Genomic DNA, 23,936 nt, shown 5'->3' with positions numbered 1-23,936 from the left:
CCAGACCTCGGGGCAGCGGCTGCCGGGCCCTGCGATCCATTAGCGTGCATCACGTCGGACGACGAGGGGCCAGGAGGTTGCGGATGGGCGAGCGATTCGACCTGGCGGAGGTCCTGCGCGTCAAGGGCGCGCAGCGCTACGAGCTGCACCGCGACCATCTCAACCCCCAGCTCCCCCGCATGCTGCACGCGATCGGCTTCGACAAGGTCTACACGCGCGCGGACGGCGCCTACCTCTACGACGCCGACGGCCAGGACTACCTGGACATGCTGTCCGGCTTCGGCGTCTTCGCCCTCGGCCGGCACCATCCGGAGGTACGGCAGGCGATCCACGACGTCGTCGACATGGGCCTGGCCGACCTCACCCAGTTCGACGCGCCGCCGCTCGCCGGCCCGCTAGCCGAGCAACTGCTCGCGAAGGCGCCGCACCTCGAGCGCGTCTACTTCAGCAACAGCGGCACCGAGGCCGTCGAGGCGGCGTTGAAGTTCGCGCGCTACGCCACGAAGCGCAAGCGGATCCTCTACTGCGCGCACGCCTTTCACGGCCTGACCGCCGGCTCGCTGTCGGTCAACGGCGCGGACTCCTTCCGCAAGGGCTTCGGGCCGCTGCTGCCGGACACCGCGGTGCCGCTGGGCGACCTGGCCGCGCTGGAGCGCGAGCTGCGCCGCGGCGGCGTGGCCGCCCTGCTCGTCGAGCCGATCCAGGGCAAAGGCGTCGCCGTGGCGCCGCCCGGCTACCTCGCCGCGGCGCACGACCTGCTGCGCCGGCACGGCGCCCTGCTGATCGCTGACGAGGTGCAGTGCGGCATGGGCCGCACCGGCGACTTCTTCGCCTACGACCACGACGGCGTCAAACCTGATCTCGTCGCGGTCGCGAAGGCGCTGTCCGGCGGGTACGTGCCGGTTGGCGCCACGCTCGGCTCGGACGCGGTGTTCAAGAAGGTCTACTCGTCGATGGACCGCGTGCTCGTGCACGACTCGACGTTCGGCTCGAACAACCAGGCGATGGCCGCTGGACTGGCGACCATGCACGTCATGGACCGCGACGAGGTGGTGGCCAACGCCGGCCGCATCGGCGACGAGCTGCGCACCCGGCTGGCGGCGCTCGCCGAGCGGTACGAGCTGATCGGCGACGTCCGGGGCCGCGGGCTGATGATCGGCATCGAGTTCCGCAAGCCGCAAGACCGCAAGCTGCGCGCCCACTGGACGGCTCTGCAGCTCGCCCGCAAGGGCCTGTTCGCGCAGACCGTCGTGCACGGGCTGTTCCACCGGCACCGGATCCTCACCCAGGTGTCCGGCGACCACATCGAGGTGATCAAGCTGATCCCGCCGTTGATCATCGGCGAGCGCGAGGTCGACCGCTTCGTCTCGGCGTTCGCCGACGTGCTCGACGACGCTCACCGCGGGCTCGCGCTGACCAAAGACTTCGGCCGAACGCTCGTCCGGCAGGCGCGCTCGAACTGATGTGGCAGACCCTGCTCAGCTACGTCCTCGCCGCGCTGGCGGCCATGGGCAACGCCCTGGCGAACGTCATGCAGCGCAAGGCCGGGCTGGAGGCCGGCCCGGACCAGTCGTTCGGGCTGCGCCTGCTGTGGGATCTCGTCCACCGGCCCACCTGGCTGATCGGCTTCGGCGGGCTGGTGTCGTCGTTCGTGCTGCAGGCGATCGCGCTGGGGTTGGGGCAGCTGTCCGCCGTCGAGCCGATCATCACCCTCGAGGTGCCGCTGACGCTGCTCGTCGCCTCGCGGGTGTTCGCCTCGCCGCTCGGCCGGCCCGAGTGGACCGGCATCCTCACGATGACGGCCGGCATGATCGCGCTCGTCGCGTTCCTGAACCCCCGCCCGGGCGACGAGACCAACGTCTCGCACTTCCTGTACGCGGCCGCGGGCGGCAGCACGGCGGCGACGATCGCCGCGCTGGTGGTTGTCGCGCAGCGCGGGCGGACGTTGTGGCGCACGGCGTGTCTGGGCGCGGCGGCCGGCACGAGCTTCGGGCTGACCGCGACATTGATCAAGGAGACGATCGCGCAGGGCGAAAAGCACGGCCTCGTCGGCGTGCTGACGACCTGGCAGACGTACACGGCGATCAGCTTCGGCGTGCTGGGACTGGTGCTCGTCCAGTGGGCGCTGCACGTCGGGCCGCTGCTGGCCGCGCAGCCCGGCTTCACCTTGATGGACCCGCTCGTGTCGATCCTGTGGGGCGTCCTGGTGTTCGGCGAGATCACCCGCACCGGCGCATGGCTGTTCGGCGCGACGCTCGGCGCCGTCGCCGTCGGCGCGGGTGTCTTCGTCCTCGCGCACTCCCCGGTGCTGGCCGCGGTCAACGACGCCGAGAACGTGGCGCCGGAGGCGCCGCTCACGGCCTCGCGCGCGTCCCGCTCGGCCGGCTGACGTCCTCGACCCGAGGTTTAGGCTGACCTGCGTGCGGATCGACGAGCGCATCGACGGCCCCGGCGACGACGACGGGCCAGGCCGCGCGCCCTACATCGACGGCGCGTGGGGCCGCACGGCCAACCCGAACTCCGCCGAGGGCGAGCTGCAGAACCTCGCGGCGTTCGGCGCCGGCCTGAGCCGGCTCAGCGGCCCGCGCCGGACGGCGGCCAAGGTGGTCGTGTGGCTGATCCTGATCGGCGTCACCCTGGCGCTGATCTACGGCGCGATCGGCATCGTCCAAACCTTCTAAACCGTGGGTACCGTCGTGGCATGAAGTCGACCAAGGATCTGCCGCCCGCGCCCGTCGCGAAGACCGACGAGGAATGGCGCGCCGAACTCACGCCCGAGGAGTATGAGGTGCTGCGCGAGGCCGGCACCGAGCGGGCGTTCACCGGCGAGTACACCGACAACCACCGCGTCGGCGTGTACCGCTGCCGAGCGTGCGGCGCGGAGCTGTTCCGCAGCGAGCACAAGTTCGACTCGCACTGCGGCTGGCCCAGCTTCTTCACCCCGCTCGCGGGCGAACGGGTGATCGAACGCACCGACCGCGCCTGGGGCATGTCGCGCACCGAGGTGCTGTGCGCCAACTGCCACAGCCACCTCGGCCACGTGTTCTCCGGCGAGGGCTACGGCACCCCGACCGACCTGCGCTACTGCATCAACTCGATCTCGATGGTCTTCGAGGACGAGCCCGCCAGCTGACCCGCTGGCTGACCGGCCCCGCGCGCTACGCCCCGCGGGCTACGGCAGGGCGTCGACGAGTTCGGCGACCGAGCGGCGCCGGCCGGTGTAGAACGGCACCTCTTCCCGGACGTGCCGCCGCGCCGTCGAGCCGCGCAGATGCCGCATGAGGTCGACGATCCGGTGCAGCTCGTCGGCCTCGAACGCCAGCAGCCACTCGTAGTCGCCGAGCGCGAACGACGACACCGTGTTCGCGCGCACGTCGGCGTAGTCGCGCGCCATCTGGCCGTGCTCGGCAAGCATCGCCCGACGTTCGGCGTCCGGCAGCAGGTACCACTCGTAGGACCGCACGAACGGGTAGACGCAGACGTACGCGCGCGGCTGCTCGTCGGCGAGGAACGCCGGCACGTGGCTCTTGTTGAACTCGGCCGGGCGGTGCAGCGCCATGTTCGACCACACCGGCTCCAGGTGGCCGCCGAGCGCGGTGCGGCGAAAACGCGAGTAGGCCTCCTGCAGCTCGTCTGCCGTCGACGCGTGCCACCACACCATCAGGTCGGCGTCGGCCCGCAGAGCGGAAAGGTCGTAGCTCCCGCGCACGACGACGTCCTTCGCGGCGAGCTCGTCGAACAACTGCCCGACCTCGTCGGCCAAAGCGGACCGGTCCTCGCCCAACGGCCGGACCGCCTTGAACACCGACCAGGCGGTGTAGCGGATGACGTTGTTCAGCTCGCGCGCAGTCTTCCCGTCGACCATCCGCTCATTGTCCTCCTGCCGGAGCGGCTGCGAGCACGCGCTCAACCGCCGCGCGGGCCGCCGCGACGCACGCCGGCACGCCGACCCCGTCGAACGCCGCCCCGCACACCGCCAGGCCCGGCACCGCGGCGACGGCGGCGCGCACGCGGGCGATCCGCTCGAGGTGGCCGACTCCGTACTGCGGCAAGCCGCCGCCCCAGCGCGTCACCCGGGCGTCCACCGGCTGCGCGTCGACGCCCAGCAACGGTCGCAGCTCGCGGCGCACCAGCTCGATGAGGTCCGCGTCGTCGAAGCGCAGCGCCTGCGACTCGCCGGCCCGGCCGACCGACGCGCGCAACATCAGCAGCTCGGTGTCCAACGGCCACTTCTGCGACGACAGCGTGATGGCCTTGGTCGCCAGCCGCTCCCCCGCGCCGACGAGCAGCCCGCTGCCGGCGGGCGCAGTCACGCCCGCGAACGCGAAGGACACGATCGCCATGTTCGCGGTCTCGATGCCGGCGAGCTCGGCAGCGGCGGACGGCGCGACCTCGCGCAGCAACCGGGCGGCCTTGGCCGGCGGCAACGCCACGATGACGGCGTCGGCCTCGATCAGCTCCGGGTCCGGCGCTGGCCCGCAGTCGAGCGCGAAGCCGGTCGGGGTGCGCCGCAACGCCCGCGCGGTGACGCCAAGACGCACGTCGAAGGCGCCGGCGGCGACCAACGCGTTGGGCAGCCGGCCGAGTCCGCCGCGCAACGAGGTGAAGATCGGGCCGGCCGAAGGCCGGGTGCCCGCGCCGGCCGCCGCGGCGGCCGCCTCGACCAGCGATCCGCCGGCCGCCAGGCGCTCGGCCAGCCGCGGCACGGTGGCCCGCAGCGACAGCTCGTCCACCCGGCCGGAGTAGACGCCGCCGAGCAACGGCTCGACGAGCCGGTCGGCGATCTCCGCGCCGAGCCGCTCGCGCACCAGCCGGCCGACCGAGACGTCGTCGACGAGCGACGGCAGCGGCGGCAGCTCGGGCTCGGCGGCGACGGCGGCGACGGCCTGGGCCGACACGGCGCCTGACGCCCGCAGCGCGTCGGCGTCGGACGGGATGCCCATCATCGTGCGGGCCGGCAGCGGATGGGTGGCGCCGCCGGCGCGGACCTGCGCCGCGGTCGTCAGCGGGCTGATCCGCTGCTCGGCCAGGCCGGCGTCGGCGAGCAGCGCGACGCCCTCTGGCCGGGTGGTCAGCAGGGCCTCGGCGCCGACGTCGACCGAGACGCCGGCGACCTGCTCGACAGCCAGCTTGCCGCCGACCCGCGACGAGCCTTCCAGGACGGTCACCGACAGCCCCGCGGCGGCAGCCTGCCAGGCCGCGGCCAGCCCGGAGATGCCGCCGCCGACGACCACCAGCCGGGCCGAACTCATGCCAGCGAGTGGACGAGCTCGACGATCCGGGTCAGCACCTCGGGGTCGGTGTCCGGCGGCACGCCGTGGCCGAGGTTGAAGATGTGCCCGTCTGCGGCGCGGCCCTGTGCGACGACGCGGCGCACCGCGCGCTCCACCACCGGCCAGCTCGCCGACAGCAGCGCCGGGTCGAGGTTGCCCTGCACGATCGCGCCCGGGCCGAGGCGGCGCGCCGCTTCGTCCAACGACACCCGCCAGTCGACGCCCACGACATCCGCGCCCGCGCCGCGCATCGCGACGAGCAGCTCGCCGGTGCCCACGCCGAAGTGGATGCGCGGCACCGAGCCGGCAAGCGGCTCGAGCACGGCACGGCTGTGCGGCAGCACAAACTCGGTGTAGTCGGCGAGCGACAGCGCGCCGGCCCACGAGTCGAACAGCTGCACGGCCGACGCCCCCGCGTCGATCTGCACGGCGAGGTATGTCCGGGCAATTCCGCCGATCCGCTCCAGCAGCGCGTGCCACAACGACGGGTCGTCGTGCATCAGCGCTTTGGTGCGCGCATGGTCGCGCGACGGACCTCCTTCGACGAGATAGCTCGCCAGGGTGAACGGCGCGCCGGCGAAGCCGATCAACGGGGTCGAGCCAAGCTCGCGCGTCAGCGTGCGAACCGCCTCGGTGATGTACGGGACGTCGTCGGGCGTCAGCGGCCGGAGCCGCTCGACCGCGGCCCGGTCGCGGATCGGCTCGTCGACGACCGGCCCGACGCCGGGCACGATGTCCACGCCGACGCCGGTGGCGACCAGCGGCACCACGATGTCGGAGAAGAAGATGGCCGCGTCGACCCCATGCCGGCGCACCGGCTGCAAGGTGATCTCGGTGATCAGATCGGGCGTGCGGCACGCGTCGAGCATGGAGCTGCCCTCGCGCAGCGCGCGGTACTCCGGCAGCGAGCGGCCGGCCTGACGCATGAACCACACCGGCGGGTAGGGGCCTGGCCGGCCGGTCGCGGCGCGCACGAGCAGCGAAGCGCCGGCAGGGCCACGGGCCGGCCCGCCAGTGGGGCTGTCGGCAGGGCCGGCGGCGGTTGCGCCGTGGGTGGCAGGGGTCGTCATCGCCTCCATCGTCGCACGCGTGTTCGGCGCGCCTGACTGAGATTGTCAGGCCCTCGTGCGACGTTGGCACCGCATGCGAGAAAGGAGCCGCGCCGTGACCACCGAGCTCTCCCTGCTGTACTGCCCCGCCTGCGAGCGGGACTGTCTCGCCGAGGCTCCGCCATGCCCGGACGGGCACGGCGACCGCTGCCCCGACCGCGCGTGCGTGGAGTGCGGCACCGCCCTGCTGCTGGACGCTCCCCTGTTCGCCGAGATCGGCCGGCCTGCGCCAGCCCGTCGCGCAGCCTGACGCTGCGCCGGATGATGAACAGCGTGACCACCGGCGACTTCACGCCGCCCCCTCCGACGCCGAGCGAGGCCGGGCCGGGGCCGGACGTCTTCCGGCGCGCCGTGCAGAGCCTGCTCGACGCGCCGGTCCGACGCGAGGTCCGCCTCGAGCCGCTGCGCGCGCCGCAACGCCTCGCGCCGTACAGCTATGCGGTCAGCGCCGACGTGCTCGGCGCGCACGACGCCCTGGACGGCGCGACCGGGCGGCTGGTGCTGCTGCACGATCCCGACGGGCACGAGGCCTGGCACGGCGTGCTGCGCCTGGTCGCGTTCGTCTCGGCCACCCTCGACGAGTCGATCGGGGTCGATCCGATGCTGCCGACCGTCGGGTGGAGCTGGCTGCGGTCCGCGCTCGACGAACGCGGCGCCGCCTACCGTGCCGCCGGCGGCACGGTCACCCAGAAGACGTCAACGCGTTTTGGCGACCTGCACGGCCCGCAGACCGACGTCGAGTTCGAACTGCGCGCCTCCTGGACGGCCGACGACGCTGATCTCACCCCGCACCTGCAGGCCTACCTGGACCTGCTGTGCACAGCCGCCGGCCTGCCACCTGAAGGCGTCACGATCCTGTCCTCGACCGGACCGTGACCGACGCTGCCCCCGACCCGGTCGACCCGGTCGACGAGGCCGGGGCTGACGCGGCCGGGGCTGACGCCGACAGGGTTGCCGACAGCGGGGCCGACGTGCCGGTGCTGCGCGAGCCGCGCGACGGCATCCCGGCGGCACTCACCGAGGCCGCGCAGCTGGCCGAGTTCGTCACGGCCTTGCGCGCGGCGACCGGCCCGGTCGCGGTGGACGCCGAACGCGCGTCGGGCTACCGGTACAGCCAGCGCGCCTACCTGGTGCAGCTGCGCCGCGCCGGCGCCGGCACCGCGCTGGTCGACCCGATCGCGCTGCCCGACCTCGGCGAGCTCGGCGCGGCGCTGGACGGCGTCGAATGGGTGCTGCACGCGGCCAACCAGGACCTGCCCTGTCTGGCCGAGGTCGGCATGGCCCCGAGCGCGCTGTTCGACACCGAGCTCGCCGGCCGGCTGCTGGGCGTCGAGCGAGTTGCGCTCGGCACCATGGTCGAACAGCACCTCGGCGTCCGGCTGGAGAAAGGGCACTCGGCGGCAGACTGGTCGACGCGTCCGCTGCCGCAGGACTGGCTGGCCTACGCAGCGCTGGACGTCGAGCTGCTCGTCGAGCTGCGCGACCTGCTCGCCGACGAGCTCGAGCGAGCCGGCAAGCTGGACTGGGCCAGGCAAGAGTTCGAAGCGGTCCGCGTCGCGCCGCCGAACCCGCCGCGCGCAGACCCGTGGCGGCGAACGTCGGGCATCCACGCGCTGCGCAACCGGCGGCAGATCGCGATCGTCAAGTCGCTGTGGACGGCCCGGGACGCCTACGCCGCCGAGCAGGACATCGCGCCGGGCCGGGTGCTGCCGGACGCGGCCATCATCGACGCGGCGAAGTCGAATCCGGCGCGGCCGCGCGATCTCGCCGGTCTGCCGGTGTTCGGCGGGCCGCGTCAGCGCCGCCGGCTGGACCGCTGGTTCGGCGCGGTGCGCACGGCGCAGGAGCTGCCGGAAAGCGAGCTGCCGCCGATCACCGCCGGCAACGGGGACGGCATGCCGGCGCCGTCGCGCTGGCGCGAACGCGATCCTGCGGCGGCTGCCCGGCTGGCCGCCGCCCGCGAGGCGGTCGCCGCGCTGGCCGAGCAGCACGCCGTGCTCGCGCAGAACCTCGTCGCCTCCGACGTCGTGCGTCGGATCTGCTGGGAGCCGCCCGCGCCGGCCACCGAGGAGGCGGTGCGCGACCGGCTGGCCGAACTCGGCGCGCGTCCGTGGCAGGTGGAGCTCACCGCCGGCCCGCTCGCCGCCGCCCTGACGCCGCACGCCTGACCGCTGATCGCGCCACCAGCCGCGCGCACCCTCGCTTCTCCTGGTCCCGTGACGTCCAAAATTGCGGCGAAAACGAGCAACACGAAACCAGGAGAGAATGCCTTCAGGGTCGGCGTGGACGGCCGGATCGTCGAATGGCAACAAGAATCGATCCGATCACGAGTCCACAAACAGCCCCTACGATCGTGGCCGGAAATCCGAGCTCGAAGACAGCGAACGGCGCTGTCGGCGGGTAAGTGAACAGTCCGATCACCAGCCCGACGATGCCGCCGGCGGCTCCTGCCGACAGAGCGCCGATGGCGACCGCACGAGGGAACAGCGTTAGCTGCGCAAAGGGCGGCCTCATGCGGAAGTGCCGGTCGAGTTCGTTGGCGTGGCGACCGCAGAGTTCGGATCGGTGTTCGGCGATCCAGCCGCAGAGGACGATCGGGTCGGTCCCTGAGGCGTCTGAGTCGACGAGTTCGTCTGCCATCGCATCGTATTGTTTTATCAGCCGGTCAGGACGACCTGCCACGGACGAGCCGTCACGGTGAGGAAGCCCTGCGCCACGCATTGGTCGTCGGTGCGGGCGAGCGCCTCGACGTCCACCTCGCCGTGCTCGGGACGCACCCGCACCACCGTCATGCCGGCGCCGTTCTCGTCCAGCATCGGCCCGGCTGCGACGAGCAGCCCGCGCTCGGCGAGGCGAGCGATGAACGCGAGGTGCTCGGCGAAGGCCGGCTGGGCGAAGATCGATTCGCCGGCCGGCATCGCCGGGCCGGGCCGGTGCACCAGCGCGAACCAGCGATCGGGCGCCTCCGCGCGCGCGACCTCTCCGGCGTACTCGTCCAGCACGAGCGGCCAGCCATGCCCGTACTCCTCCGCCGCTGCCGCCGGATCGGCGTGCCGCTCCCATCCGCTGTGCGCGAGTCGCACGAGCGTCTGGCCGTCCTGCTCGATGAAGGTGATCTCCACGTCGGTGCCCGAGTCGGCCGACCCGCCGGGGTGCCAGTTCAGCCGCACCCGGCGCGGCGGATCCCATTCCCGGACCTCGGCCCAGACGGCCGACCGGTCGCCGAGCCGTTCGACGAGTTCGTCGCCTTCGAACGCGACCTCGCCGGTCAGCACGCTGAGCCGGTCCACCGGCCACCAGGCGCCGATCCGGTCGGTGAACAGCGCGAAGGCCCGCGCCGCGTCGACGGCGACCATCACCTCGCGGCGAACAGGTGCGACCTCGGACATCAGCTCTCCTCTGCTTCGACGTATCGGGCGAAGGACGTGAGCACGTCGCCCCACGTCCCCACCAGCCATTGCTGCACCCCAGCCAGCCCATCCGGCGCGAGGGCGTAGAGGTTGCGCGTCCCCTTCGTGGCGTGCTCCACGAGCCCCGCGCCCTCCAACACCCGCAGGTGCTTGCTGACCGCCGGCCGCCCGATCGGCAGCCGCTGCGCCACCTCGCCCACCGGGCACGGACCGTCGCGCAGGCACTCGAGGATCCGGCGGCGCATCGGATCGCCCAACGCGTCGAACGCCTCGCTCGCCTGTGCTTGGTTGCTCATCGGTAACGGTTACCGTAGAGCAACCAATGTTGTGGGGCAACCCCGGCGTGCCGAGCTCGTCGGCCGGCGCGCCGACCTGAGAGGGTGCAGGTTCCCGCCCCGCCACTGAAAGCCGTCGTCATGTCCGTGCTTCGCACGTTGCGGTCGCCCACCGCGTTGGCCAGCCTGGGCGCCGCGGCGCTATCCGCGGTCGTCACCCTCGTCCTGGCGACGCCCGGATCGGCCGGCGCACAACGTCCGGCGCGCTCGCGACCGGCGTCAGCGCACACGGCGTCAGCGCACGCGGCGTCACCGCATACTGCGTCAGCGCACGCGGCGCCACGCGCCGTCCCAGCACCGCCGAAGCACCCCACCCGGGCCAACCAGATCCAGAACATCGACCAGGTCAAGGCGGCGATCAAGGCCTACTACGGCGACACCGTCGCGGGCCGGAATCCGGACGGCACGGCTCGACACGTGCCGGCTGCGAACGGCGCCTACGCGAAGCAAATGGCGGCCCTGGTCAGACGGGCCGAGCGCTATCTCAACGCGGCGAGACAGCGCCACACGCACCGCAGGGCGATCGTGCTCGATGTCGACGACACCTCGCTGAACACCTACAACTTCGAGATCGACACGAACTTCGTCCGCCGCCCGGCCAAGAGCGCCCAGTTCGTGCGAGCGCGCGCGTTCCCGGCCGTGTTCCACATGCCGAGGCTCGCGAAGTACGCGAGGGCGCGCGGGTACACGCTGTTCTTCCTCACCGGCCGGGCGGCGAAGCTGCGCGCCGCGACCGCGGGCAACCTCACCAAGGTCGGCTTCCCCGCGGCGCCGAAGGGCAGGCTGTTCCTGAAGGACCAAACCAGGCCATGGCTGTCGTCCTGCGCGCCGACCTGCACGACGATCGAGTACAAGTCCCTGACCCGCAAGCACATCGAATCACTCGGGTACACGATCGTCGCCAACTTCGGCGACCAGCGCAGCGACCTCGTCGGCGGCTACGCGGAGAAGCGGTTCAAGATCCCAAACCCGATGTACTACCTGCCGTGACCGCGTGGGCGCGCTGAGCCGGCTCGTCGCGGTCGCGGGGCAGCTCGACCCGAACGGTGAGGCCGCCGAAGGGTGGGGCGGCCGCCTGCAGCTTGCCGCGGTGCGCGCCGACGATCATCCGCACGATCGCCAAGCCGAGCCCGGCGCCCCGGGTGGCCGTGCGCACCCGGCCGCCGCGGCGGAACGGCTCGAACAAAGTGTTCACGTCGGTCTGGATCACCGCGCCGCCATTGGCCACGTGCAACCAGACCTTGTCCGGGGTGTGGCCGGTGGTCACGCGCAGCCAGCCGCCGGGGACGTTGTGCCGGATGGCGTTTTCGACCAGGTTCCCGATCAGCCGCTCGAGCAGCCGCGGATCCCCGGTGGTCACCGCAGATTCGACCTCAGTCTCGATCCGGACGCCCTTCGCCTCGGCCTCGGCGGCCACGGCGTGCAGCGTCGAGGGCACGAGGCGGGCGAGGTCGACGGGCTCGTTCACCTCGAGCTCGCCGCCCCCGACGGCCTGCAGCCGGGCGAGGGTCAGCAGCGAGTTGACCAGCCGCTGCGCGCGTTCGGTGGCCGCGGCGACGACCGCGCCCATCCTGCGCAGCTCCTCGCGGTCGGCGTCCGGGTCGCTGAGGGTGACCTCGAGCTCGGTGCGGATCACCGACAGCGGCGTGCGCAGCTCGTGGCTGGCGTTGGCGACGAACAGCCGCTGGCTGTCGAAGGCGGCGTCGAGCCGGGCCAGCATGTCGTCGAAGGTGTCTGCCAGCTCGCGCAGCTCGTCGTCCGGGCCGCCGAGGTTGATCCGTTGGTCGAGGGTCTCGGTGGACAGCGCGCGGGCGGTCTGCGTCAGCTTGGCGATCGGTCGCAACGCCTGCTTCGCGAGCAGGTAGCCCGCGGTGGTGCCGACGACGGCGATGATCGCGAAGTAGATCAACCCGGTGTGCAGCAGGTAGCTGGTGGCGTTGCTCTGGGCGTCGCCCAGGGAGTTCGCGACCTGGAGGCGATGGCCGTTCGAGTCGGTGATGGTGAGCGGCCCGTGGGTCGTGTCGTACACGGGCAGGTGCGCAATGGCTCGGTCGAGCAGGATCACGCAGGTGAACAGCAGCGAGACGCCGACCAGCAGGACTAGACCGCCATAAAGCAACGCCATGCGCACGCGCAGCGTCGGGCGGAAGAACCTCACGGGATCGACCCGGCGCCCTCGCTGCCCCCGGAGAGAACGGACGGGTCGATGCGATACCCCGAGCCGACGACGGTGTCGATGATCGGCGGCTCGCCCAGCTTGCGGCGCAGCGTCATCATCGTGACCCGGACCGTGGTGGTGAACGGGTCGGCGTTCTCGTCCCACACGCGATCCAACAACTCCTCGCTGCTGACGACCGCCCCCGCGGCGGTCAGCAACGTCTCCAGCACGCCGAACTCCTTGCGGGTCAGGTCGACCAGCTCACCGCCGCGGGTGACCGTCCGCTTCGAGGAGTCGAGCTCCACGTCGCCCGCGCTCAGCACCGGCGGCGCAGCAGGCGTCGTGCGCCTGCCGAGCGCGCGCACCCGGGCGACCAGCTCGGCGAACGCGAACGGCTTGGCGAGGTAGTCGTCGGCGCCGAGCGCCAGGCCGGTCACCTTGTCCTCGACGGTGCCGCTCGCAGTCAGCATCATGACGCGGGTCAGCACGCCCTCGTCGGTCAGCCGGCGGCAGATGTCGTCGCCGGACATGCCCGGCAGGTCGCGGTCGAGCACGACGACGTCGTACCGGGTGAGCGCCGCTTTGCGATAGCCCTCGTCGCCGTCGGTGGCGACGTCGACCGCCATGCCCTCGCGGCGCAGCCCGCGGGCCACCGCCTCGGCAAGCTGCACTTCGTCCTCCACGACCAGGATTCGCACCTGACGCCTCCCCGTTTCCCGGTCAGTCCGCTGCTCAGTCGCCGGCCAGTCGCCGGTCGGCGCCGCCCATCGCGCGGCCCGCGGAGACGTCCGCGTCGTCGCCGGGCGCCGTTGCCCGCGACACCAGGGCCGCCCATTCCACGATGCGTCGACCAATGTCCTGGACGGTCAGCCCGACGGCTGCCCGCACCTGCGCCACGGTGCCGTGCTGCAGAAACCGTACCGGTATCCCGATCTCGCGTGTCGCAACGTCGACGCCCGCGTCGCGCAGCATTTGGGCGACCCGCGAGCCGACGCCGCCGACCACCACGCCGTCCTCGACGGTGACGACGAGCGCGGCGCCGCGGGCAAGCTCGACGAGCGCCGGGTCGAGCGGGGTCACCCAGCGCGGCGCGACGACGCGCGTGGTGTAGCCGGCGCGGCGCACGGCAGCGCACGCCTCCAGGGTGTCGGCGGCCAGCGCGCCGACGGCCACGACGAGCACGTCGACCGGCGCGGCCGGATCGGGCTCGCTGAGCACATCCACCTCGCCGACGCGGCGGCTGGCCGGCACCGGGCCGCCGAGCGGCGTCTTCGGGAAGCGCAGGACGGTCGGGCCGTCGCAGACGTCGACAGCTTCGGCGAACAGCTCGCGCAGCGTGGCCGCGTCGCGCGGCGCCGCGAGCCGCAGGCCGGGCACCATGCCGAGCAGCGCGAGATCCCACATGCCGTTGTGGCTCGGCCCGTCCTCGCCGGTGACGCCTGCGCGGTCGAGCACGACGGTGACCGGCAGCCGGTGCAGCGCGACGTCCATCAGCAGCTGATCGAAGGCGCGATTGAGGAAGGTGGCGTAGATGGCGACCACCGGGTGCAGGCCGCCAGCGGCCAGCCCGGCCGCCGAGGTCATTGCGTGCTGTTCGGCGATGCCGACGTCGTAGCAGCGCTCGGGGAACCGGCGGCCGAACTCGCCGAGGCCGGTCGGCTCGCACATCGCGGCGGTGATGGCGACGATGTCGTCGCGCCGCTCGCCGAGCTCGGCGAGCTCCCGGCCGAACACCGAGGTCCAGGTGAGCGCGCTGCTGGCCCGGGCGAGGCCGGTGGCCGGGTCGAAGCCGCGCGACTGGTGCATCTGGTCGGCCTCGTCGTTCTCGGCCGGCGGGTAGCCATAGCCCTTGCGGGTGGCGCAGTGCACGATCACCGGCCCGTCGAAGCCGCGGGCGAGCCGGAACGCGGTCTCCAGGGCGGCGATGTCGTGGCCGTCGATCGGGCCGAAGTACTTCAGGCCGAGGTCTTCGAACATGCCCTGCGGCTGCAGCATGTCCTTCAACCCGCGCTTGACGCCGTGCAGCGCGTCGTAGAGAGGTGGGCCGACGACGGGCGTGCGGCCGAGGGTGCCCTTCACGTGGCCGAGCACCTTCTCATACCCGGGCTTGAGCCGAAGGCCCGCGAGATGCTCGGCGAGCCCGCCCGCAGTCGGTGAGTAGGAGCGTCCGTTGTCGTTGACCACGACGATGACCGGTCGGTCGGCGGCCGCGATGTTGTTCAGCGCCTCCCAGCACATGCCGCCGGTCAGGGCGCCGTCGCCGACGACCGCGACCACCGGGCGGCGGTCGCCGCGCACCGCGTGCGCCTTCGCCAGCCCGTCGGCGTAGGACAGCGCGGTCGAGGCGTGCGAGTTCTCGATCCAGTCGTGTTCGCTCTCCTCGCGGCTGGGATAGCCGGACAGCCCGCCGGCCTGCCGCAGCGAGGCCATCTGCCCGGCGCGGCCGGTGAGCATCTTGTGGACGTACGCCTGGTGGCCGACGTCCCAGAGGATCGGCTCAGTCGGCGAGTCGAAGACCCGGTGCAGCGCGATGGTGAGCTCGACCGCGCCGAGGTTTGGGCCGAGGTGGCCGCCGGTGCGCGCGACCGTCTGCACGAGCACATCGCGGATCTCGGTCGCCAGCGCGGCGAGGTCTTCAGGGCCGAGTTCGCGCAGGTCGGCCGGCCCGCCGACGCCATCGAGCACTCGAGTCACAGCGACGATGTTACGGCGCAGGACGCCTCGCGCGCGGCTCACCCGCCGGGCGCGGGGCGCAGGGTGGCCAGGCATTCGACGTGCTGGGTCATCGGAAACGCGTCGAACGCGCGCAGGGCGGCGAGCGTCCAGCCCGCCTCGCGCAGTGCGGCGACATCGCGGGCGAGGGTGCCCGCGTCGCAGGAGACGTAGCCGATCGCGCGCGGGCGCGTCGCCGCGATCCGCCGCATGACGTCGGGCCCGGCGCCCGTGCGCGGCGGGTCGAGCACGACCAGGTCGACGTGCGCCGGCCACAGCTCGCCGCCCGAGCCGGTGCCGACCCGGCCGCGACGCACCGTCGCCCAGGGCAGGTCGCGCAGGTTCGCCGCGGCGTCGGCCACTGCTTGCGGGTCGGCCTCGATCCCCAGCACGCTGCCGTCGCGGCCGACGGCCTCGGCGAGCGCCGCGGTCAGCAGCCCGGCGCCGGCGTACAGGTCGAGCGCCGTCTCCCCCGGCCGCGGTTCCACGGCGGCCAGCAGGGCCGTGGCGAGGGTCTCGGCGGCGGCCGGATGCACCTGCCAGAAGCCGGCGGCGGCAACCTGGAAGCTTCGGCCGAGCGCCGCGTGTCGCAACGCCGACGGGCCGTCGATCAGCTGCACCCGGTCCGGCGGCCGCCGGCCGCGGGCCGGCCGGCGGGCGCCCCGTGCCCGCGACACCTGACCCGGCCGGCCGCCTCCGGGCGTGTGGCCGAGCACGGCGACGGCCGGCTCGTCGCCGCGCGCGAGCTCGAGGCCGGAGCGCCCCGGCCAGGTGTCCCCCAGCGCCGGCGCGTCGCCCACCCCGGGCGCGCCGAGCGGGCAGCGCTCGAGCCGCTCCACCTCGTGCGAGTGGTGCCGGCGAAGGCCGAGCCGGCCGGCGCCGTCGACGGCGTAGGCCACGCGGGTGCGCCAGCCGAGCAGCCCGCCGGGCAGCTCCTCGACCCCGCCGAACAGCTGGTCGTCCAGCCGCAGGCTCCCGATGCGCGCAAACTGCTCGCGGATCACCGTCGCCTTCAGCTCCCGCTGGGCCGGGCCGGTCGCGTGCTGCCAGTCGCAGCCCCCGCAGCCGCCGGCCCGGGCGTGCGGGCACGGCTGCGGCACGCGGTCCGCGGAGGCGCGCAGCACCTCGACGGCGTCGGCCCGGCAGAACGAGCCGCCGCGGTCCTCGGTGACGAGCGCGCGCACCCGCTCCCCAGGCAGCGCGTGCCGGACGAACACGACCCGGCCGCCGGGCTCGCGCGCCACGCAGGCCCCGCCGGCCGCGGGCGCGCCCACGTCCAGTTCGAGCTCGGCCCCGAGCAGCGGCCCGTCAACCACTGTGGGCCGCCGTCCCTGCCCCCACCACAAGTTGTCCGCGCGTCGTCGGGCCGACGCCCGACCAAGCGAGCACAACTCGGCGGCGGCGGGCGTGCGGACGGCTAGGCACTGCGGATCGGAGTGGCCTCGTCGTTGATCGCGACCGACGACGGGTTGGCCGCGGGCGAGACGTCCTTGCCGTCGCGCCGCTCCGAGCGCTGGGTGACGCTGGCGGAGGAGTCCAGCAGCCACGGCACGCTGGTCACCATCACGCCCGGTTGGAACAGCAGCCGCCCCTTCAGCCGCAGCGCCGACTGGTTGTGCAGCAGCTGTTCCCACCAGTGGCCCACGACGTACTCCGGGATGAACACGTTGACCACATCGCGCGGACGGTCCGCGCGCAGCTTGCGGAAATAGTCGATCAGCGGCCGGGTGACCTCGCGATAGGGCGACTCCAACACCGTCAGCCGCACCGGCAGGTCGTGCCGCTCCCACTCGGCGAGCAGCGCCCGGGTGTCCTCGTCGTTGACGCTCACGGTGAGCGCGGTGAGGGTGTCCGGCCGGGTCGCCTTCGCGAACGCCAACGCCCGCAACGTCGGCTTGTGCACCTTCGAGACGAGTACCACGGAGTGGTAGCGCGATGGCAGCGTGAGCCCGGTGTCCTCGGTGGCCAGCTCGCTGGCGACCCGGGTGTAGTGCTTGTTGATGCCGCGCATCGCCGCGTACAGGATCGGCATGGCGATGATCACCAGGTACGCGCCCTTGTCGAACTTGGTGATCACGACGATCACGAGGACGACCCCGGCGAGCGTCGCGCCGAAGGCGTTGATCATGCGCGAGCTGCGAATCCGGCGCCGTTCCTTCGGGTCGCGCTCCGTGCGCATGGCCCGGTTCCAGTGCCGGACCATGCCCGACTGGCCCAAGGTGAAGGAGGTGAAGACGCCGATGATGTAGAGCTGGATCAGCCGGGTGACGTCGGCGTGGTAGATCCAGATCAGGAAGCCGGCGACCACCGCGAGCATCATGATGCCGTTGCTGTAGGCCAGCCGGTCCCCGCGGTTGTTCAGCTGGGCGGGCAGGTTCTTGTCCCGCGCCAGGATCGAGCCGAGCAGCGGGAAGCCGTTGAAGGCGGTGTTCGCGGCGAGCACGAGGATCAGCGCGGTGGTCGCCTGGATGAAGAAGAAGCCGACCGAATGCGGGCCGCCGAACACCGCGCTGGCCACCTGCGCGATGACGGTGCGCTGCGGCTGGTGCTCGCACACCGATTTCGCGATGTTCGTGAAGTGGCAGCTCGAGGACGTCGGGTCGGTGATGCGCACCTTCGCGATCAGCGCGAGCGCCGTCAGCCCGATGAACATCGTCACCGCGATCAGGCCCATCGCCACCAGCGTCTTCTGCGCGTTGCGGGCCTTCGGCGGCTTGAACGCCGGCACGCCGTTCGCGATCGCCTCGACGCCGGTCAGCGCGGTGCAGCCGGAGGAGAACGCGCGCAGGGTGAAGAACATCAGCGCCAGGAAGGTCAGCGACCCGTACCCGTGCTGGGTCTCGATGTGGTATTTCGCGCTCTCGGCGACGGGGGCGTCGCCGGCGATCGTCCGGTATAGCCCGGTGCCGATCATGATGAACACGCCGGTCGCGAACAGGTAGGTGGGCGCGGCGAAGGCGAGGCCCGCCTCGCGCAGGCCGCGCAGATTCACCGCCGCCAGCACCACGACGAACACGACCGCCATCTCGACCCGGGCGCCGTGCAGCGACGGCGCCGCCGAGATGATGTTGTCCACCCCGGACGACACGGACACCGCGACCGTCATGACGTAGTCGACAAGCAGCGCGCTCGCGACCACGACGCCGGCCGAGCGGCCGATGTTCTTCGTGGCGACCTCGTAGTCGCCGCCGCCGGTCGGATACGCGCGCACCAGCTGGCGGTAGGACGCGACGACCGCGGCCATCAGCACGACGACGGCGCCCGCCACCCACGGCGCGAGGTAGAGGAAGGCCGTGCCGCCGACGGTGAGCACCAGCATGATCTCCTGCGTGGCGTAGGCCACGCTCGACAGCGCGTCGCTCGCGAAGATCGGCAGCGCGAGGCGCTTGGCCAGCAACGTGTGCCCAGCGCTCTCGGAACTCATCGGCCGGCCGATGATCAGGCGCTTCAGCACGCGCGGAAGGACGGCCACGACCCGCACAATACGTGCGCTGGACCCGCTTTCGCGCTTGCGGCCGCGCGCATGCCAAGCTCGCGGCGTGCACATCGTCATCATGGGTTGCGGCCGGGTGGGCGCCGCGCTGTCGTTGGCGCTGGCTCCGCTCGACCACACCCTTTCGGTCATCGACCAGGAGCCGCTCGCATTCCGTCGGCTCGGCGACGACTTCCCCGGCCGCCAGGTGGCTGGCGTCGGCTTCGACCGCGACACCCTCGTCGAGGCCGGCATCGAGCAGGCCGGCGCGTTCGCCGCGGTCAGCAGCGGCGACAACTCGAACATCATCGCCGCGCGGGTGGCGCGCGAGACGTTCGGCGTCTCGCGAGTCGTCGCCCGCATCTACGACCCCAAACGCGCCGAGGTCTACGAGCGGTTGGGCATCCCCACCGTCGCCACCGTGCCGTGGACGGCGTCGCGGCTGCTCAAGGCCGTGCTCGGCGAGACGACGGCCGAGGCGTGGCGCGATCCGAGCGGCGAGATCGCGATGCTGGCGGTGTCGCCGCACGAGGGCTGGGTCGGCCGGTCCATCGCCGAATTCGAGGCGGCAAGCGGCGCCCGCGCGGCGCTGTTCACGCGGTTCGGCAAGGGCCAACTGCCGGTGCCCTCCACCGTCATCCAGTCCGGCGACACCCTGCACATGCTCAGCGCCGACGCCGAGCGCGGCACGCTGACCGACCTCGCGTCCGCCGGGCCCGAGGCCGGCCGCTGATGCGGGTCGCCATCGCCGGCGCCGGGGCGGTTGGCCGGTCCATCGCCCGGGAGCTGCTGAGCAAGCAGCATGAGGTGCTGCTCATCGACAAGGACCCCGCCAAGATCCTGCCGGACCGCATCAAGGGCGCCGAGTGGCTGGTCGGCGACGCCTGCGAGGTGGCGAACCTCGAGGACGCCCACCTGGAGAACTGCGACGTCGTGGTGGGCGCCACCGGCGACGACAAGGCCAATCTCGTCGTGTCGCTGCTGGCCAAGACCGAGTTCGCGGTGCGCCGCGTGGTGGCCCGGATCAACCATCCGGCCAACGAGTGGCTGTTCACCGAGGCCTGGGGGGTCGACGTCGCGGTGTCCACGCCCCGGGTGCTCGCCGCGCTCGTCGAGGAGGCCGTCGAGGTCGGCGACATCGTGCGGCTGTTCGGCTTCCGCGAGGGCCAGGCCAACCTCGTCGAGCTCACCCTGCCCGACGACGCGGCCTGCTCCGGCCGGCCGGTGCGCGAGCTGAACCTGCCCAAGGAGGCGGCGCTCGTCGGCATCGTCCGGGGCCGGCGGGTGATCACCCCGACGCCGGAGGAGCCGCTCGAAGGCGGCGACGAGCTGCTGTTCGTCTGCCTGCCCGACGCCGAGCAAGCGCTGCGCCGCGCCGTCCTCCCGACCTGACCCCTGCCTTGGCGCCTGAGCTGGTCGCGTTTCGGGCCGTTTTCGCGACCAGCTCAGGCACCAACGCCGGGGTTGCCTGCTCGGCGGGCTCGGGTGACCACCAGGAACGCGAAGCCGACGGCGGCGATGAACAGCGGATAGCCCATCGCGATCCGGGCGAAGGCGAGCCAGCCGGTCGCGTTCGCGCCGTAGAGCGCCAGCTGCACGAAGCCGCGGGCGAGGAAGACGACGACGCCGGCCAGCGTCGCCCAGGTGTAGGCGAGCAGCAGCGGCCGGCGCTTGTGCCACGGCGGCGCCTCCGGAGCGTCCAACTGCTGGTCCGTCGCGGTCGGGACCGGCTCTCCCGCCGCGTCGTCGGCGCGCCGGTCAGCCGCCTCAGCGGCGCCCGGCGCGGGCGTCGGGTCGAGGAACTCCCACAGGACGCCGACGAGCGGACGCCGCAGCACCACCGACACCGCGAACGGCACGGCGTAGGCGAAGCTCGTCCAGATGCCGACGAGGAAGTAGCCGCGCGCCTGCCCGGTGCGGGCGGCGATGACCGCGGCGATCACCACCCCGAACAGCCCGGACAGCGCCTGCTGGACCGGCTGCTTGCGCACGAAGCGATAGGCGGTGAGCAGCAGCGCCGAACCGACCGCGGCGGCGATCGCCGGACGCAGCGACGTGGTCACGTTCACCACGACGAACACCGCCGTCGGGATCGCGGCGATCAGCGCGCCGGACCACCCGCCGATGCCGGCGACGAGTTGTTTGCGGTAGCTCTCCTTGAGCTGCGCGCGTCGATCCTGGTCGCGCCGATCCTGTTCGCGTCGATCCTGTTCGGAGGCAGTCATGCAATCGGTGGCAACAGCTCGTAGTACGGGTTGTAGATCGCGTGCCGGCCGTTGTGCTCGCCGATCCGGCCACGGGCCACCAGCCGCCGGCCCGGCTCGACGCCGGGGATCCGGCGGCGGCCCAGCCAGACGAGGTCGATCGCAGCCGAGCCGTCGAACAACTCGGCGACGAGGGTCGGGACCGTCTCGCTCGGCGTGTAGACGATCTCGCGCAGCCGGCCGACGACCTGGGTGGCCGTGCCGCGGCAGACCTCGCTGGTCGGCGTGCATCGACGGGTGACGACATCGTCCTGCAGCTCGACGGCGTCCAGACGCTGCGCGCTGGCCGTCAGCCGGGAGAGGAGCGAGAGGCGATGTCCCACGAGACCAAGGATAAGGCGATTACGAGGTCTCGGGCAGTTCGATGCCCTCGGGCAGGCGCAGCGGGACCGGCTCGCGCACCGGCAGCGGCTCGCCGCCGCGGACCACGACGACCTGGCGCAGCGCGTCCTCCAGCAGCGCGGCCTTGCCCGCGTCGGTCGCGACGGGTCCGGCGAGCAGCGCCCGCAGGAACCAGCGCGGCCCGTCGACGCCGAGGAACCGCACCGGCACCGTGCCGCCGCCGTCGGCAGGCAGCGTGCCGTGCAGCTCGACGCCGAACGGGCCGTCGCGCTCCGTGGCATTGGTGCGGCGCGGGCCGGCCATCGACTCGGCGATCTCGGCGCGCACGTCGTCCCAGATGCCCTCGTTGCGCGGCGCCGCGAACACGCCGAGCTGCATGGTGCCCTCCGCCGTCGCGAGCGTCGCGGACATCACCTGCTGGTTCTCGTCCAGGTCGAGGCGCACGTCGCAACCTTCGACGACCGGCACCCGCAGCGCGCCGAGGTCCACCCGTTCCACGTCGTCATCGGGGGCGTCGCGCTCGTCGAACGGACCGGTAGTCGCCGCGATCTCCTCCCGCGCCCGGGTCTCCCAGGGCGGCGTGGCGTCGAGCTTGGAGCGGTCGGTCCGCTTCTGCCTGCGTCGGCCCGGCATCAGCGCGGCCCGTCCGGCAGCTGTCCGGCAAGCGCCGCGGCACTCGATTGGCCGCTGAGCGCGGCGGCGCCGCCGGTCGAGCCGTGCCCGCCGCGGCCGCGGACGGAGGCGGGCAGCTCGTCCACCTCCACAAACTGCGCCTGCTCCACGCGTTGGACGACCAGTTGGGCGATCCGCTCGCCCCGGGCCAGCCGCAGCGGCGCGCGGACGTCGTGGTTGATGACGACGACCTTGATCTCCCCGCGGTACCCGGCGTCGATCGTGCCGGGAGCGTTCACCAGGCCGAGGCCGGCGCGCGCGGCGAGTCCGGACCGGGGGTGGACGAAGGCGGCGTAGCCGTCGGGCAGGGCGATCTCGATGCCGGTCGGCAGCACCGCCCGCTCGCCCGGCTCGAGCGTGAGGTCTGCCGCGGCGTGGATGTCGGCGCCCGCGTCGCCAGGCAGCGCGTAGGCCGGCAACGGCACGTCCGGATCGGCGCGGCGCACAAGCACCCGGATCGGCTGAGCGTCAGGCGCGCTGGGGGCTGTGGTCACGTGCGCTGAGGCTACCCTCGGCCGCATGGACGCGGGCAGCGACGGCCGTCAGATTGACGGCGCCGTGGACGTCTACCGGGAGACGCTGCGCACACCGTGGTGGTGGTACCTGGTCGCGCTCGGCGTGGCGACCGTGTTGGCGGCGGAATTCCACATCGGCGGCCTTCCGCTCACCGACTGGATCCCGTACAGCACCCTGCTGCCCGCCTCGGTCCTCATCGTGTGGTGGCTGGGCCGGGCCAGGGTCGAGGTCGTCGAAGGCGAGCTGCGCGTGCGCGGGGCGCACCTTCCGCTGCGCTACGTCACCGGCTCGATCGGCCTGGACGGGCCGACCCTGCGGCGCGTGGTCGGCCGAGAGGGCGACCCGGCCGCGCACGTCTCGATCCGGCCGTGGATCGGGCCGGGCGTCCAGGTCTGGATCGACGACGAGGACGACCCGACGCCGTACTGGGTGGTCAGCACCCGCCACCCGGACCGGCTCGTCGGGGCGCTGCGCGCCGCCCGCTAGGTTGTCGAGTCATGCGGTGTCGAGTCACGCGGTTGCCGGGCCATGAGCTCTCCTGAGCACGGCCGCCGGTTCGCCGGCCAGGTCGCGCTGGTCACCGGCGCCAGCCGCGGCATCGGCCTGGCGATCGCGCGCCGCTTGCGCGACGAGGGCGCGCAGGTGCTCATCACCGCACGCAAGCCAGCCGGCCTCGCCGCGGCCGTGGCCGAGATCGGCGAGCACGGCGTGCTCACCGTCGCCGGCCGGGCCGACGACCCAGAGCACCAGCAGGACGCTGTCGACACCGCGGTGCGCGAGCTCGGCGGGCTGGACGTGCTGATCAACAACACCGGCATCAATCCCGCCTATGGTCTGCTCACCGAGCTGGACGAAGCGATTGCCCGCAAGATCATGGATGTGAACGTCCTGTCGGCGCTGGCCTGGACACGCCGTGCGCTCGCCGCCGGCCTGGGTGATCGACGGCCGGGCGCGGTGGTCAACATGGCCTCGGTCGCCGGCATCGCGCCGGCGCCGGGCATCGCGTACTACGGCGTGAGCAAGGCGGCGCTGATCGGCTTGACGGTGCAGCTCGCCGGCGAGCTGGCGCCGAAGGTCCGGGTGAACGCGATAGCGCCGGCGGTGGTGAAGACGAAGTTCGCCGCCGCGCTGTACGAGGCAGACGAGGCCGGCGCGGCGGCCGGCTACCCCCTCGGCCGGCTCGGGGTGCCAGAGGACATCAGCGCGGCAGCGGCATTCCTCGCCTCCGCCGACGCCGCGTGGATCACCGGCCAGACGTTGGTGGTCGACGGCGGCGTCAGCCTCACGTCCGGACTGTAGGTCAGTCGCCCGAGATCAGGCGCAGTCGCGGCAGATCGGCTGGCCGTTGCGCTCGCGGGCCAGTCGGCTGCGGTGGTGCACCAGGAAGCACGACGAACAGGTGAACTCGTCGCTCTGCTTGGGCAGCACGCGGACGGTCAATTCCTCGCCCGACATGCTGGACAGGTCGGCGCCGGGAAGTTCGAGCGATTCGGCCAGCTCGGTCTCGTCCACGTCGATCGAGCCCGACTGCGCCTCGGCGCGGCGCGCCTTCAGCTCCTCGATCGAATCCTCGTTCAGCTCATCGACGTCTCCGCGGCGGGGGGCGTCGTAGTCAGTCGCCATGCGGTGGTCAACTCCTCTGTGGGCTCATCCCACGGTGTTCTCGTGATCGA

28 protein-coding genes are annotated in these 23,936 nt (G+C 72.7%); 12 read left to right on the top strand and 16 right to left on the bottom strand.

The window, feature by feature from the left end:
* The first annotated feature begins 83 nt into the window (after nucleotides 1-83).
* From ACFFBG_RS03385 to msrB, 4 genes are read left to right on the top strand one after another with little or no spacing between them, the layout of a single operon-like run.
* Complete coding sequence (locus ACFFBG_RS03385) at nucleotides 84-1,463, top strand: aspartate aminotransferase family protein (protein WP_375475578.1); 1,380 nt, start codon at nucleotides 84-86, stop codon at nucleotides 1,461-1,463.
* A complete protein-coding gene (locus ACFFBG_RS03380) occupies nucleotides 1,463-2,389 on the top strand; it encodes a DMT family transporter (protein WP_375475576.1) in 927 nt (308 codons plus the stop codon). The genes ACFFBG_RS03385 and ACFFBG_RS03380 overlap by 1 nt, the downstream gene beginning before the upstream one ends.
* Before the next feature lie 31 nt (nucleotides 2,390-2,420).
* Complete coding sequence (locus tag ACFFBG_RS03375; protein ID WP_375475574.1) at nucleotides 2,421-2,681, top strand: hypothetical protein; 261 nt, start codon at nucleotides 2,421-2,423, stop codon at nucleotides 2,679-2,681.
* A gap of 20 nt (nucleotides 2,682-2,701) precedes the next feature.
* Nucleotides 2,702-3,133 carry a peptide-methionine (R)-S-oxide reductase MsrB gene (msrB, locus tag ACFFBG_RS03370; protein WP_375475572.1) on the top strand — a complete coding sequence of 144 codons (432 nt, stop codon included), beginning with the start codon at nucleotides 2,702-2,704 and terminating at the stop codon, nucleotides 3,131-3,133.
* Nucleotides 3,134-3,172: 39 nt separating this feature from the next.
* Here msrB and hemQ read toward each other — a convergent pair whose 3' ends face one another.
* From hemQ to hemE, 3 genes are read right to left on the bottom strand one after another with little or no spacing between them, the layout of a single operon-like run.
* Nucleotides 3,173-3,865: a hydrogen peroxide-dependent heme synthase gene (hemQ, locus tag ACFFBG_RS03365; RefSeq protein WP_375475570.1), complete on the bottom strand. Its 693-nt coding sequence runs from the start codon at nucleotides 3,863-3,865 to the stop codon at nucleotides 3,173-3,175.
* Nucleotides 3,866-3,869: 4 nt separating this feature from the next.
* The gene (gene hemG, locus ACFFBG_RS03360) at nucleotides 3,870-5,252 is read right to left on the bottom strand and encodes a protoporphyrinogen oxidase (protein WP_375475568.1); all 1,383 of its coding nucleotides are present in this window, start codon (nucleotides 5,250-5,252) and stop codon (nucleotides 3,870-3,872) included.
* The gene (hemE, locus tag ACFFBG_RS03355; protein ID WP_375475566.1) at nucleotides 5,249-6,343 is read right to left on the bottom strand and encodes a uroporphyrinogen decarboxylase; all 1,095 of its coding nucleotides are present in this window, start codon (nucleotides 6,341-6,343) and stop codon (nucleotides 5,249-5,251) included. The genes hemG and hemE overlap by 4 nt, the downstream gene beginning before the upstream one ends.
* 94 nt (nucleotides 6,344-6,437) lie before the next feature.
* Between hemE and ACFFBG_RS03350 the strand changes: the two genes are divergently transcribed.
* Genes ACFFBG_RS03350 through ACFFBG_RS03340 form a run of 3 tightly spaced genes read left to right on the top strand, consistent with a single transcriptional unit; the run spans nucleotide 6,438 to nucleotide 8,550 of the window.
* The gene (locus ACFFBG_RS03350) at nucleotides 6,438-6,632 is read left to right on the top strand and encodes a hypothetical protein (protein ID WP_375475564.1); all 195 of its coding nucleotides are present in this window, start codon (nucleotides 6,438-6,440) and stop codon (nucleotides 6,630-6,632) included.
* A gap of 11 nt (nucleotides 6,633-6,643) precedes the next feature.
* On the top strand, nucleotides 6,644-7,258 hold the full coding sequence (locus ACFFBG_RS03345) for a DUF3000 domain-containing protein (protein ID WP_375475562.1): 615 nt from the start codon (nucleotides 6,644-6,646) through the stop codon (nucleotides 7,256-7,258).
* Nucleotides 7,255-8,550 (top strand): HRDC domain-containing protein, encoded by a 1,296-nt coding sequence (locus tag ACFFBG_RS03340; RefSeq protein ID WP_375475560.1) that lies wholly within the window; start codon nucleotides 7,255-7,257, stop codon nucleotides 8,548-8,550. Before ACFFBG_RS03345 ends, ACFFBG_RS03340 begins: the two co-directional genes overlap by 4 nt.
* A 103-nt stretch (nucleotides 8,551-8,653) precedes the next feature.
* On the opposite strand, the gene ACFFBG_RS03335 is transcribed toward ACFFBG_RS03340, so the two are convergent.
* Genes ACFFBG_RS03335 through ACFFBG_RS03325 form a run of 3 tightly spaced genes read right to left on the bottom strand, consistent with a single transcriptional unit; the run spans nucleotide 8,654 to nucleotide 10,088 of the window.
* Nucleotides 8,654-9,022 (bottom strand): hypothetical protein, encoded by a 369-nt coding sequence (locus tag ACFFBG_RS03335; protein ID WP_375475558.1) that lies wholly within the window; start codon nucleotides 9,020-9,022, stop codon nucleotides 8,654-8,656.
* Between the two features lie 17 nt (nucleotides 9,023-9,039).
* A complete protein-coding gene (locus ACFFBG_RS03330) occupies nucleotides 9,040-9,771 on the bottom strand; it encodes an SRPBCC domain-containing protein (RefSeq protein ID WP_375475556.1) in 732 nt (243 codons plus the stop codon).
* Nucleotides 9,771-10,088 carry an ArsR/SmtB family transcription factor gene (locus ACFFBG_RS03325; RefSeq protein ID WP_375475554.1) on the bottom strand — a complete coding sequence of 106 codons (318 nt, stop codon included), beginning with the start codon at nucleotides 10,086-10,088 and terminating at the stop codon, nucleotides 9,771-9,773. Before ACFFBG_RS03325 ends, ACFFBG_RS03330 begins: the two co-directional genes overlap by 1 nt.
* Before the next feature lie 120 nt (nucleotides 10,089-10,208).
* Between ACFFBG_RS03325 and ACFFBG_RS03320 the strand changes: the two genes are divergently transcribed.
* On the top strand, nucleotides 10,209-11,117 hold the full coding sequence (locus ACFFBG_RS03320; protein WP_375475552.1) for an HAD family acid phosphatase: 909 nt from the start codon (nucleotides 10,209-10,211) through the stop codon (nucleotides 11,115-11,117).
* On the opposite strand, the gene ACFFBG_RS03315 is transcribed toward ACFFBG_RS03320, so the two are convergent.
* The 5 genes from ACFFBG_RS03315 to ACFFBG_RS03295 form a co-directional block, all read right to left on the bottom strand.
* Nucleotides 11,083-12,252: a sensor histidine kinase gene (locus ACFFBG_RS03315; RefSeq protein WP_375476247.1), complete on the bottom strand. Its 1,170-nt coding sequence runs from the start codon at nucleotides 12,250-12,252 to the stop codon at nucleotides 11,083-11,085. The two genes, ACFFBG_RS03320 and ACFFBG_RS03315, sit on opposite strands and share 35 nt — an antisense overlap.
* Before the next feature lie 29 nt (nucleotides 12,253-12,281).
* The gene (locus ACFFBG_RS03310) at nucleotides 12,282-12,983 is read right to left on the bottom strand and encodes a response regulator transcription factor (protein ID WP_375475551.1); all 702 of its coding nucleotides are present in this window, start codon (nucleotides 12,981-12,983) and stop codon (nucleotides 12,282-12,284) included.
* A gap of 34 nt (nucleotides 12,984-13,017) precedes the next feature.
* Nucleotides 13,018-14,979, bottom strand: coding sequence for a 1-deoxy-D-xylulose-5-phosphate synthase (dxs, locus tag ACFFBG_RS03305; RefSeq protein ID WP_375475549.1), 1,962 nt, complete (start codon nucleotides 14,977-14,979; stop codon nucleotides 13,018-13,020).
* Between the two features lie 38 nt (nucleotides 14,980-15,017).
* Nucleotides 15,018-16,313: a class I SAM-dependent RNA methyltransferase gene (locus ACFFBG_RS03300; protein ID WP_375475547.1), complete on the bottom strand. Its 1,296-nt coding sequence runs from the start codon at nucleotides 16,311-16,313 to the stop codon at nucleotides 15,018-15,020.
* A gap of 101 nt (nucleotides 16,314-16,414) precedes the next feature.
* A complete protein-coding gene (locus ACFFBG_RS03295; RefSeq protein WP_375476245.1) occupies nucleotides 16,415-18,421 on the bottom strand; it encodes an APC family permease in 2,007 nt (668 codons plus the stop codon).
* 115 nt (nucleotides 18,422-18,536) lie between these two features.
* Here ACFFBG_RS03295 and ACFFBG_RS03290 point away from each other — a divergent pair, with 115 nt between their 5' ends.
* A complete protein-coding gene (locus ACFFBG_RS03290) occupies nucleotides 18,537-19,202 on the top strand; it encodes a potassium channel family protein (RefSeq protein ID WP_375475545.1) in 666 nt (221 codons plus the stop codon).
* Nucleotides 19,202-19,861, top strand: coding sequence for a potassium channel family protein (locus ACFFBG_RS03285; protein WP_375475543.1), 660 nt, complete (start codon nucleotides 19,202-19,204; stop codon nucleotides 19,859-19,861). Before ACFFBG_RS03290 ends, ACFFBG_RS03285 begins: the two co-directional genes overlap by 1 nt.
* Before the next feature lie 53 nt (nucleotides 19,862-19,914).
* On the opposite strand, the gene ACFFBG_RS03280 is transcribed toward ACFFBG_RS03285, so the two are convergent.
* The 4 genes from ACFFBG_RS03280 to dut are packed head-to-tail and all read right to left on the bottom strand — an operon-like array spanning nucleotide 19,915 to nucleotide 22,268.
* Nucleotides 19,915-20,694 carry a DUF3159 domain-containing protein gene (locus ACFFBG_RS03280; RefSeq protein ID WP_375475541.1) on the bottom strand — a complete coding sequence of 260 codons (780 nt, stop codon included), beginning with the start codon at nucleotides 20,692-20,694 and terminating at the stop codon, nucleotides 19,915-19,917.
* Nucleotides 20,691-21,056, bottom strand: coding sequence for an OB-fold nucleic acid binding domain-containing protein (locus ACFFBG_RS03275; RefSeq protein ID WP_375475539.1), 366 nt, complete (start codon nucleotides 21,054-21,056; stop codon nucleotides 20,691-20,693). The genes ACFFBG_RS03280 and ACFFBG_RS03275 overlap by 4 nt, the downstream gene beginning before the upstream one ends.
* A 19-nt stretch (nucleotides 21,057-21,075) precedes the next feature.
* Nucleotides 21,076-21,708 (bottom strand): DUF3710 domain-containing protein, encoded by a 633-nt coding sequence (locus ACFFBG_RS03270; protein ID WP_375475537.1) that lies wholly within the window; start codon nucleotides 21,706-21,708, stop codon nucleotides 21,076-21,078.
* Nucleotides 21,708-22,268 (bottom strand): dUTP diphosphatase, encoded by a 561-nt coding sequence (dut, locus tag ACFFBG_RS03265; RefSeq protein ID WP_375475535.1) that lies wholly within the window; start codon nucleotides 22,266-22,268, stop codon nucleotides 21,708-21,710. Before dut ends, ACFFBG_RS03270 begins: the two co-directional genes overlap by 1 nt.
* Between dut and ACFFBG_RS03260 the strand changes: the two genes are divergently transcribed.
* Together ACFFBG_RS03260 and ACFFBG_RS03255 are read left to right on the top strand one after the other, a co-directional pair.
* Entirely contained in the window at nucleotides 22,267-22,749 is a 483-nt protein-coding gene (locus ACFFBG_RS03260) for a DUF3093 domain-containing protein (protein ID WP_375475533.1), read from the top strand. The two genes, dut and ACFFBG_RS03260, sit on opposite strands and share 2 nt — an antisense overlap.
* A gap of 42 nt (nucleotides 22,750-22,791) precedes the next feature.
* Entirely contained in the window at nucleotides 22,792-23,562 is a 771-nt protein-coding gene (locus tag ACFFBG_RS03255; RefSeq protein WP_375475531.1) for an SDR family oxidoreductase, read from the top strand.
* Between the two features lie 15 nt (nucleotides 23,563-23,577).
* Here ACFFBG_RS03255 and ACFFBG_RS03250 read toward each other — a convergent pair whose 3' ends face one another.
* Nucleotides 23,578-23,886, bottom strand: a complete 309-nt coding sequence (locus ACFFBG_RS03250; RefSeq protein WP_375475529.1) for a DUF4193 domain-containing protein — start codon at nucleotides 23,884-23,886, stop codon at nucleotides 23,578-23,580.
* Nucleotides 23,887-23,936: the final 50 nt, after the last annotated feature.

Source organism: uncultured Jatrophihabitans sp., assembly GCF_964251945.1.
GTDB lineage: Bacteria > Actinomycetota > Actinomycetes > Mycobacteriales > Jatrophihabitantaceae > Jatrophihabitans.
Note: the sequence above shows the minus strand (reverse complement) of the source record. Positions and strands in the feature narration are given on the sequence as shown.

Coding starts and splice junctions, on each gene's coding strand:
- ACFFBG_RS03385 (WP_375475578.1), top strand. CDS start 84: ATGGGCGAGCGATTCGACCTGGCGGAGGTCCTGCGCGTCAAGGGCGCG.
- ACFFBG_RS03380 (WP_375475576.1), top strand. CDS start 1,463: ATGTGGCAGACCCTGCTCAGCTACGTCCTCGCCGCGCTGGCGGCCATG.
- msrB (WP_375475572.1), top strand. CDS start 2,702: ATGAAGTCGACCAAGGATCTGCCGCCCGCGCCCGTCGCGAAGACCGAC.
- hemQ (WP_375475570.1), bottom strand. CDS start 3,865: ATGGTCGACGGGAAGACTGCGCGCGAGCTGAACAACGTCATCCGCTAC.
- hemG (WP_375475568.1), bottom strand. CDS start 5,252: ATGAGTTCGGCCCGGCTGGTGGTCGTCGGCGGCGGCATCTCCGGGCTG.
- hemE (WP_375475566.1), bottom strand. CDS start 6,343: ATGACGACCCCTGCCACCCACGGCGCAACCGCCGCCGGCCCTGCCGAC.
- ACFFBG_RS03345 (WP_375475562.1), top strand. CDS start 6,644: ATGATGAACAGCGTGACCACCGGCGACTTCACGCCGCCCCCTCCGACG.
- ACFFBG_RS03335 (WP_375475558.1), bottom strand. CDS start 9,022: ATGGCAGACGAACTCGTCGACTCAGACGCCTCAGGGACCGACCCGATC.
- ACFFBG_RS03330 (WP_375475556.1), bottom strand. CDS start 9,771: ATGTCCGAGGTCGCACCTGTTCGCCGCGAGGTGATGGTCGCCGTCGAC.
- ACFFBG_RS03325 (WP_375475554.1), bottom strand. CDS start 10,088: ATGAGCAACCAAGCACAGGCGAGCGAGGCGTTCGACGCGTTGGGCGAT.
- ACFFBG_RS03320 (WP_375475552.1), top strand. CDS start 10,209: ATGTCCGTGCTTCGCACGTTGCGGTCGCCCACCGCGTTGGCCAGCCTG.
- ACFFBG_RS03315 (WP_375476247.1), bottom strand. CDS start 12,252: ATGGCGTTGCTTTATGGCGGTCTAGTCCTGCTGGTCGGCGTCTCGCTG.
- ACFFBG_RS03295 (WP_375476245.1), bottom strand. CDS start 18,421: ATGAGTTCCGAGAGCGCTGGGCACACGTTGCTGGCCAAGCGCCTCGCG.
- ACFFBG_RS03285 (WP_375475543.1), top strand. CDS start 19,202: ATGCGGGTCGCCATCGCCGGCGCCGGGGCGGTTGGCCGGTCCATCGCC.
- ACFFBG_RS03280 (WP_375475541.1), bottom strand. CDS start 20,694: ATGACTGCCTCCGAACAGGATCGACGCGAACAGGATCGGCGCGACCAG.
- ACFFBG_RS03270 (WP_375475537.1), bottom strand. CDS start 21,708: ATGCCGGGCCGACGCAGGCAGAAGCGGACCGACCGCTCCAAGCTCGAC.
- ACFFBG_RS03260 (WP_375475533.1), top strand. CDS start 22,267: ATGGACGCGGGCAGCGACGGCCGTCAGATTGACGGCGCCGTGGACGTC.
- dut (WP_375475535.1), bottom strand. CDS start 22,268: ATGCGGCCGAGGGTAGCCTCAGCGCACGTGACCACAGCCCCCAGCGCG.
- ACFFBG_RS03255 (WP_375475531.1), top strand. CDS start 22,792: ATGAGCTCTCCTGAGCACGGCCGCCGGTTCGCCGGCCAGGTCGCGCTG.
- ACFFBG_RS03250 (WP_375475529.1), bottom strand. CDS start 23,886: ATGGCGACTGACTACGACGCCCCCCGCCGCGGAGACGTCGATGAGCTG.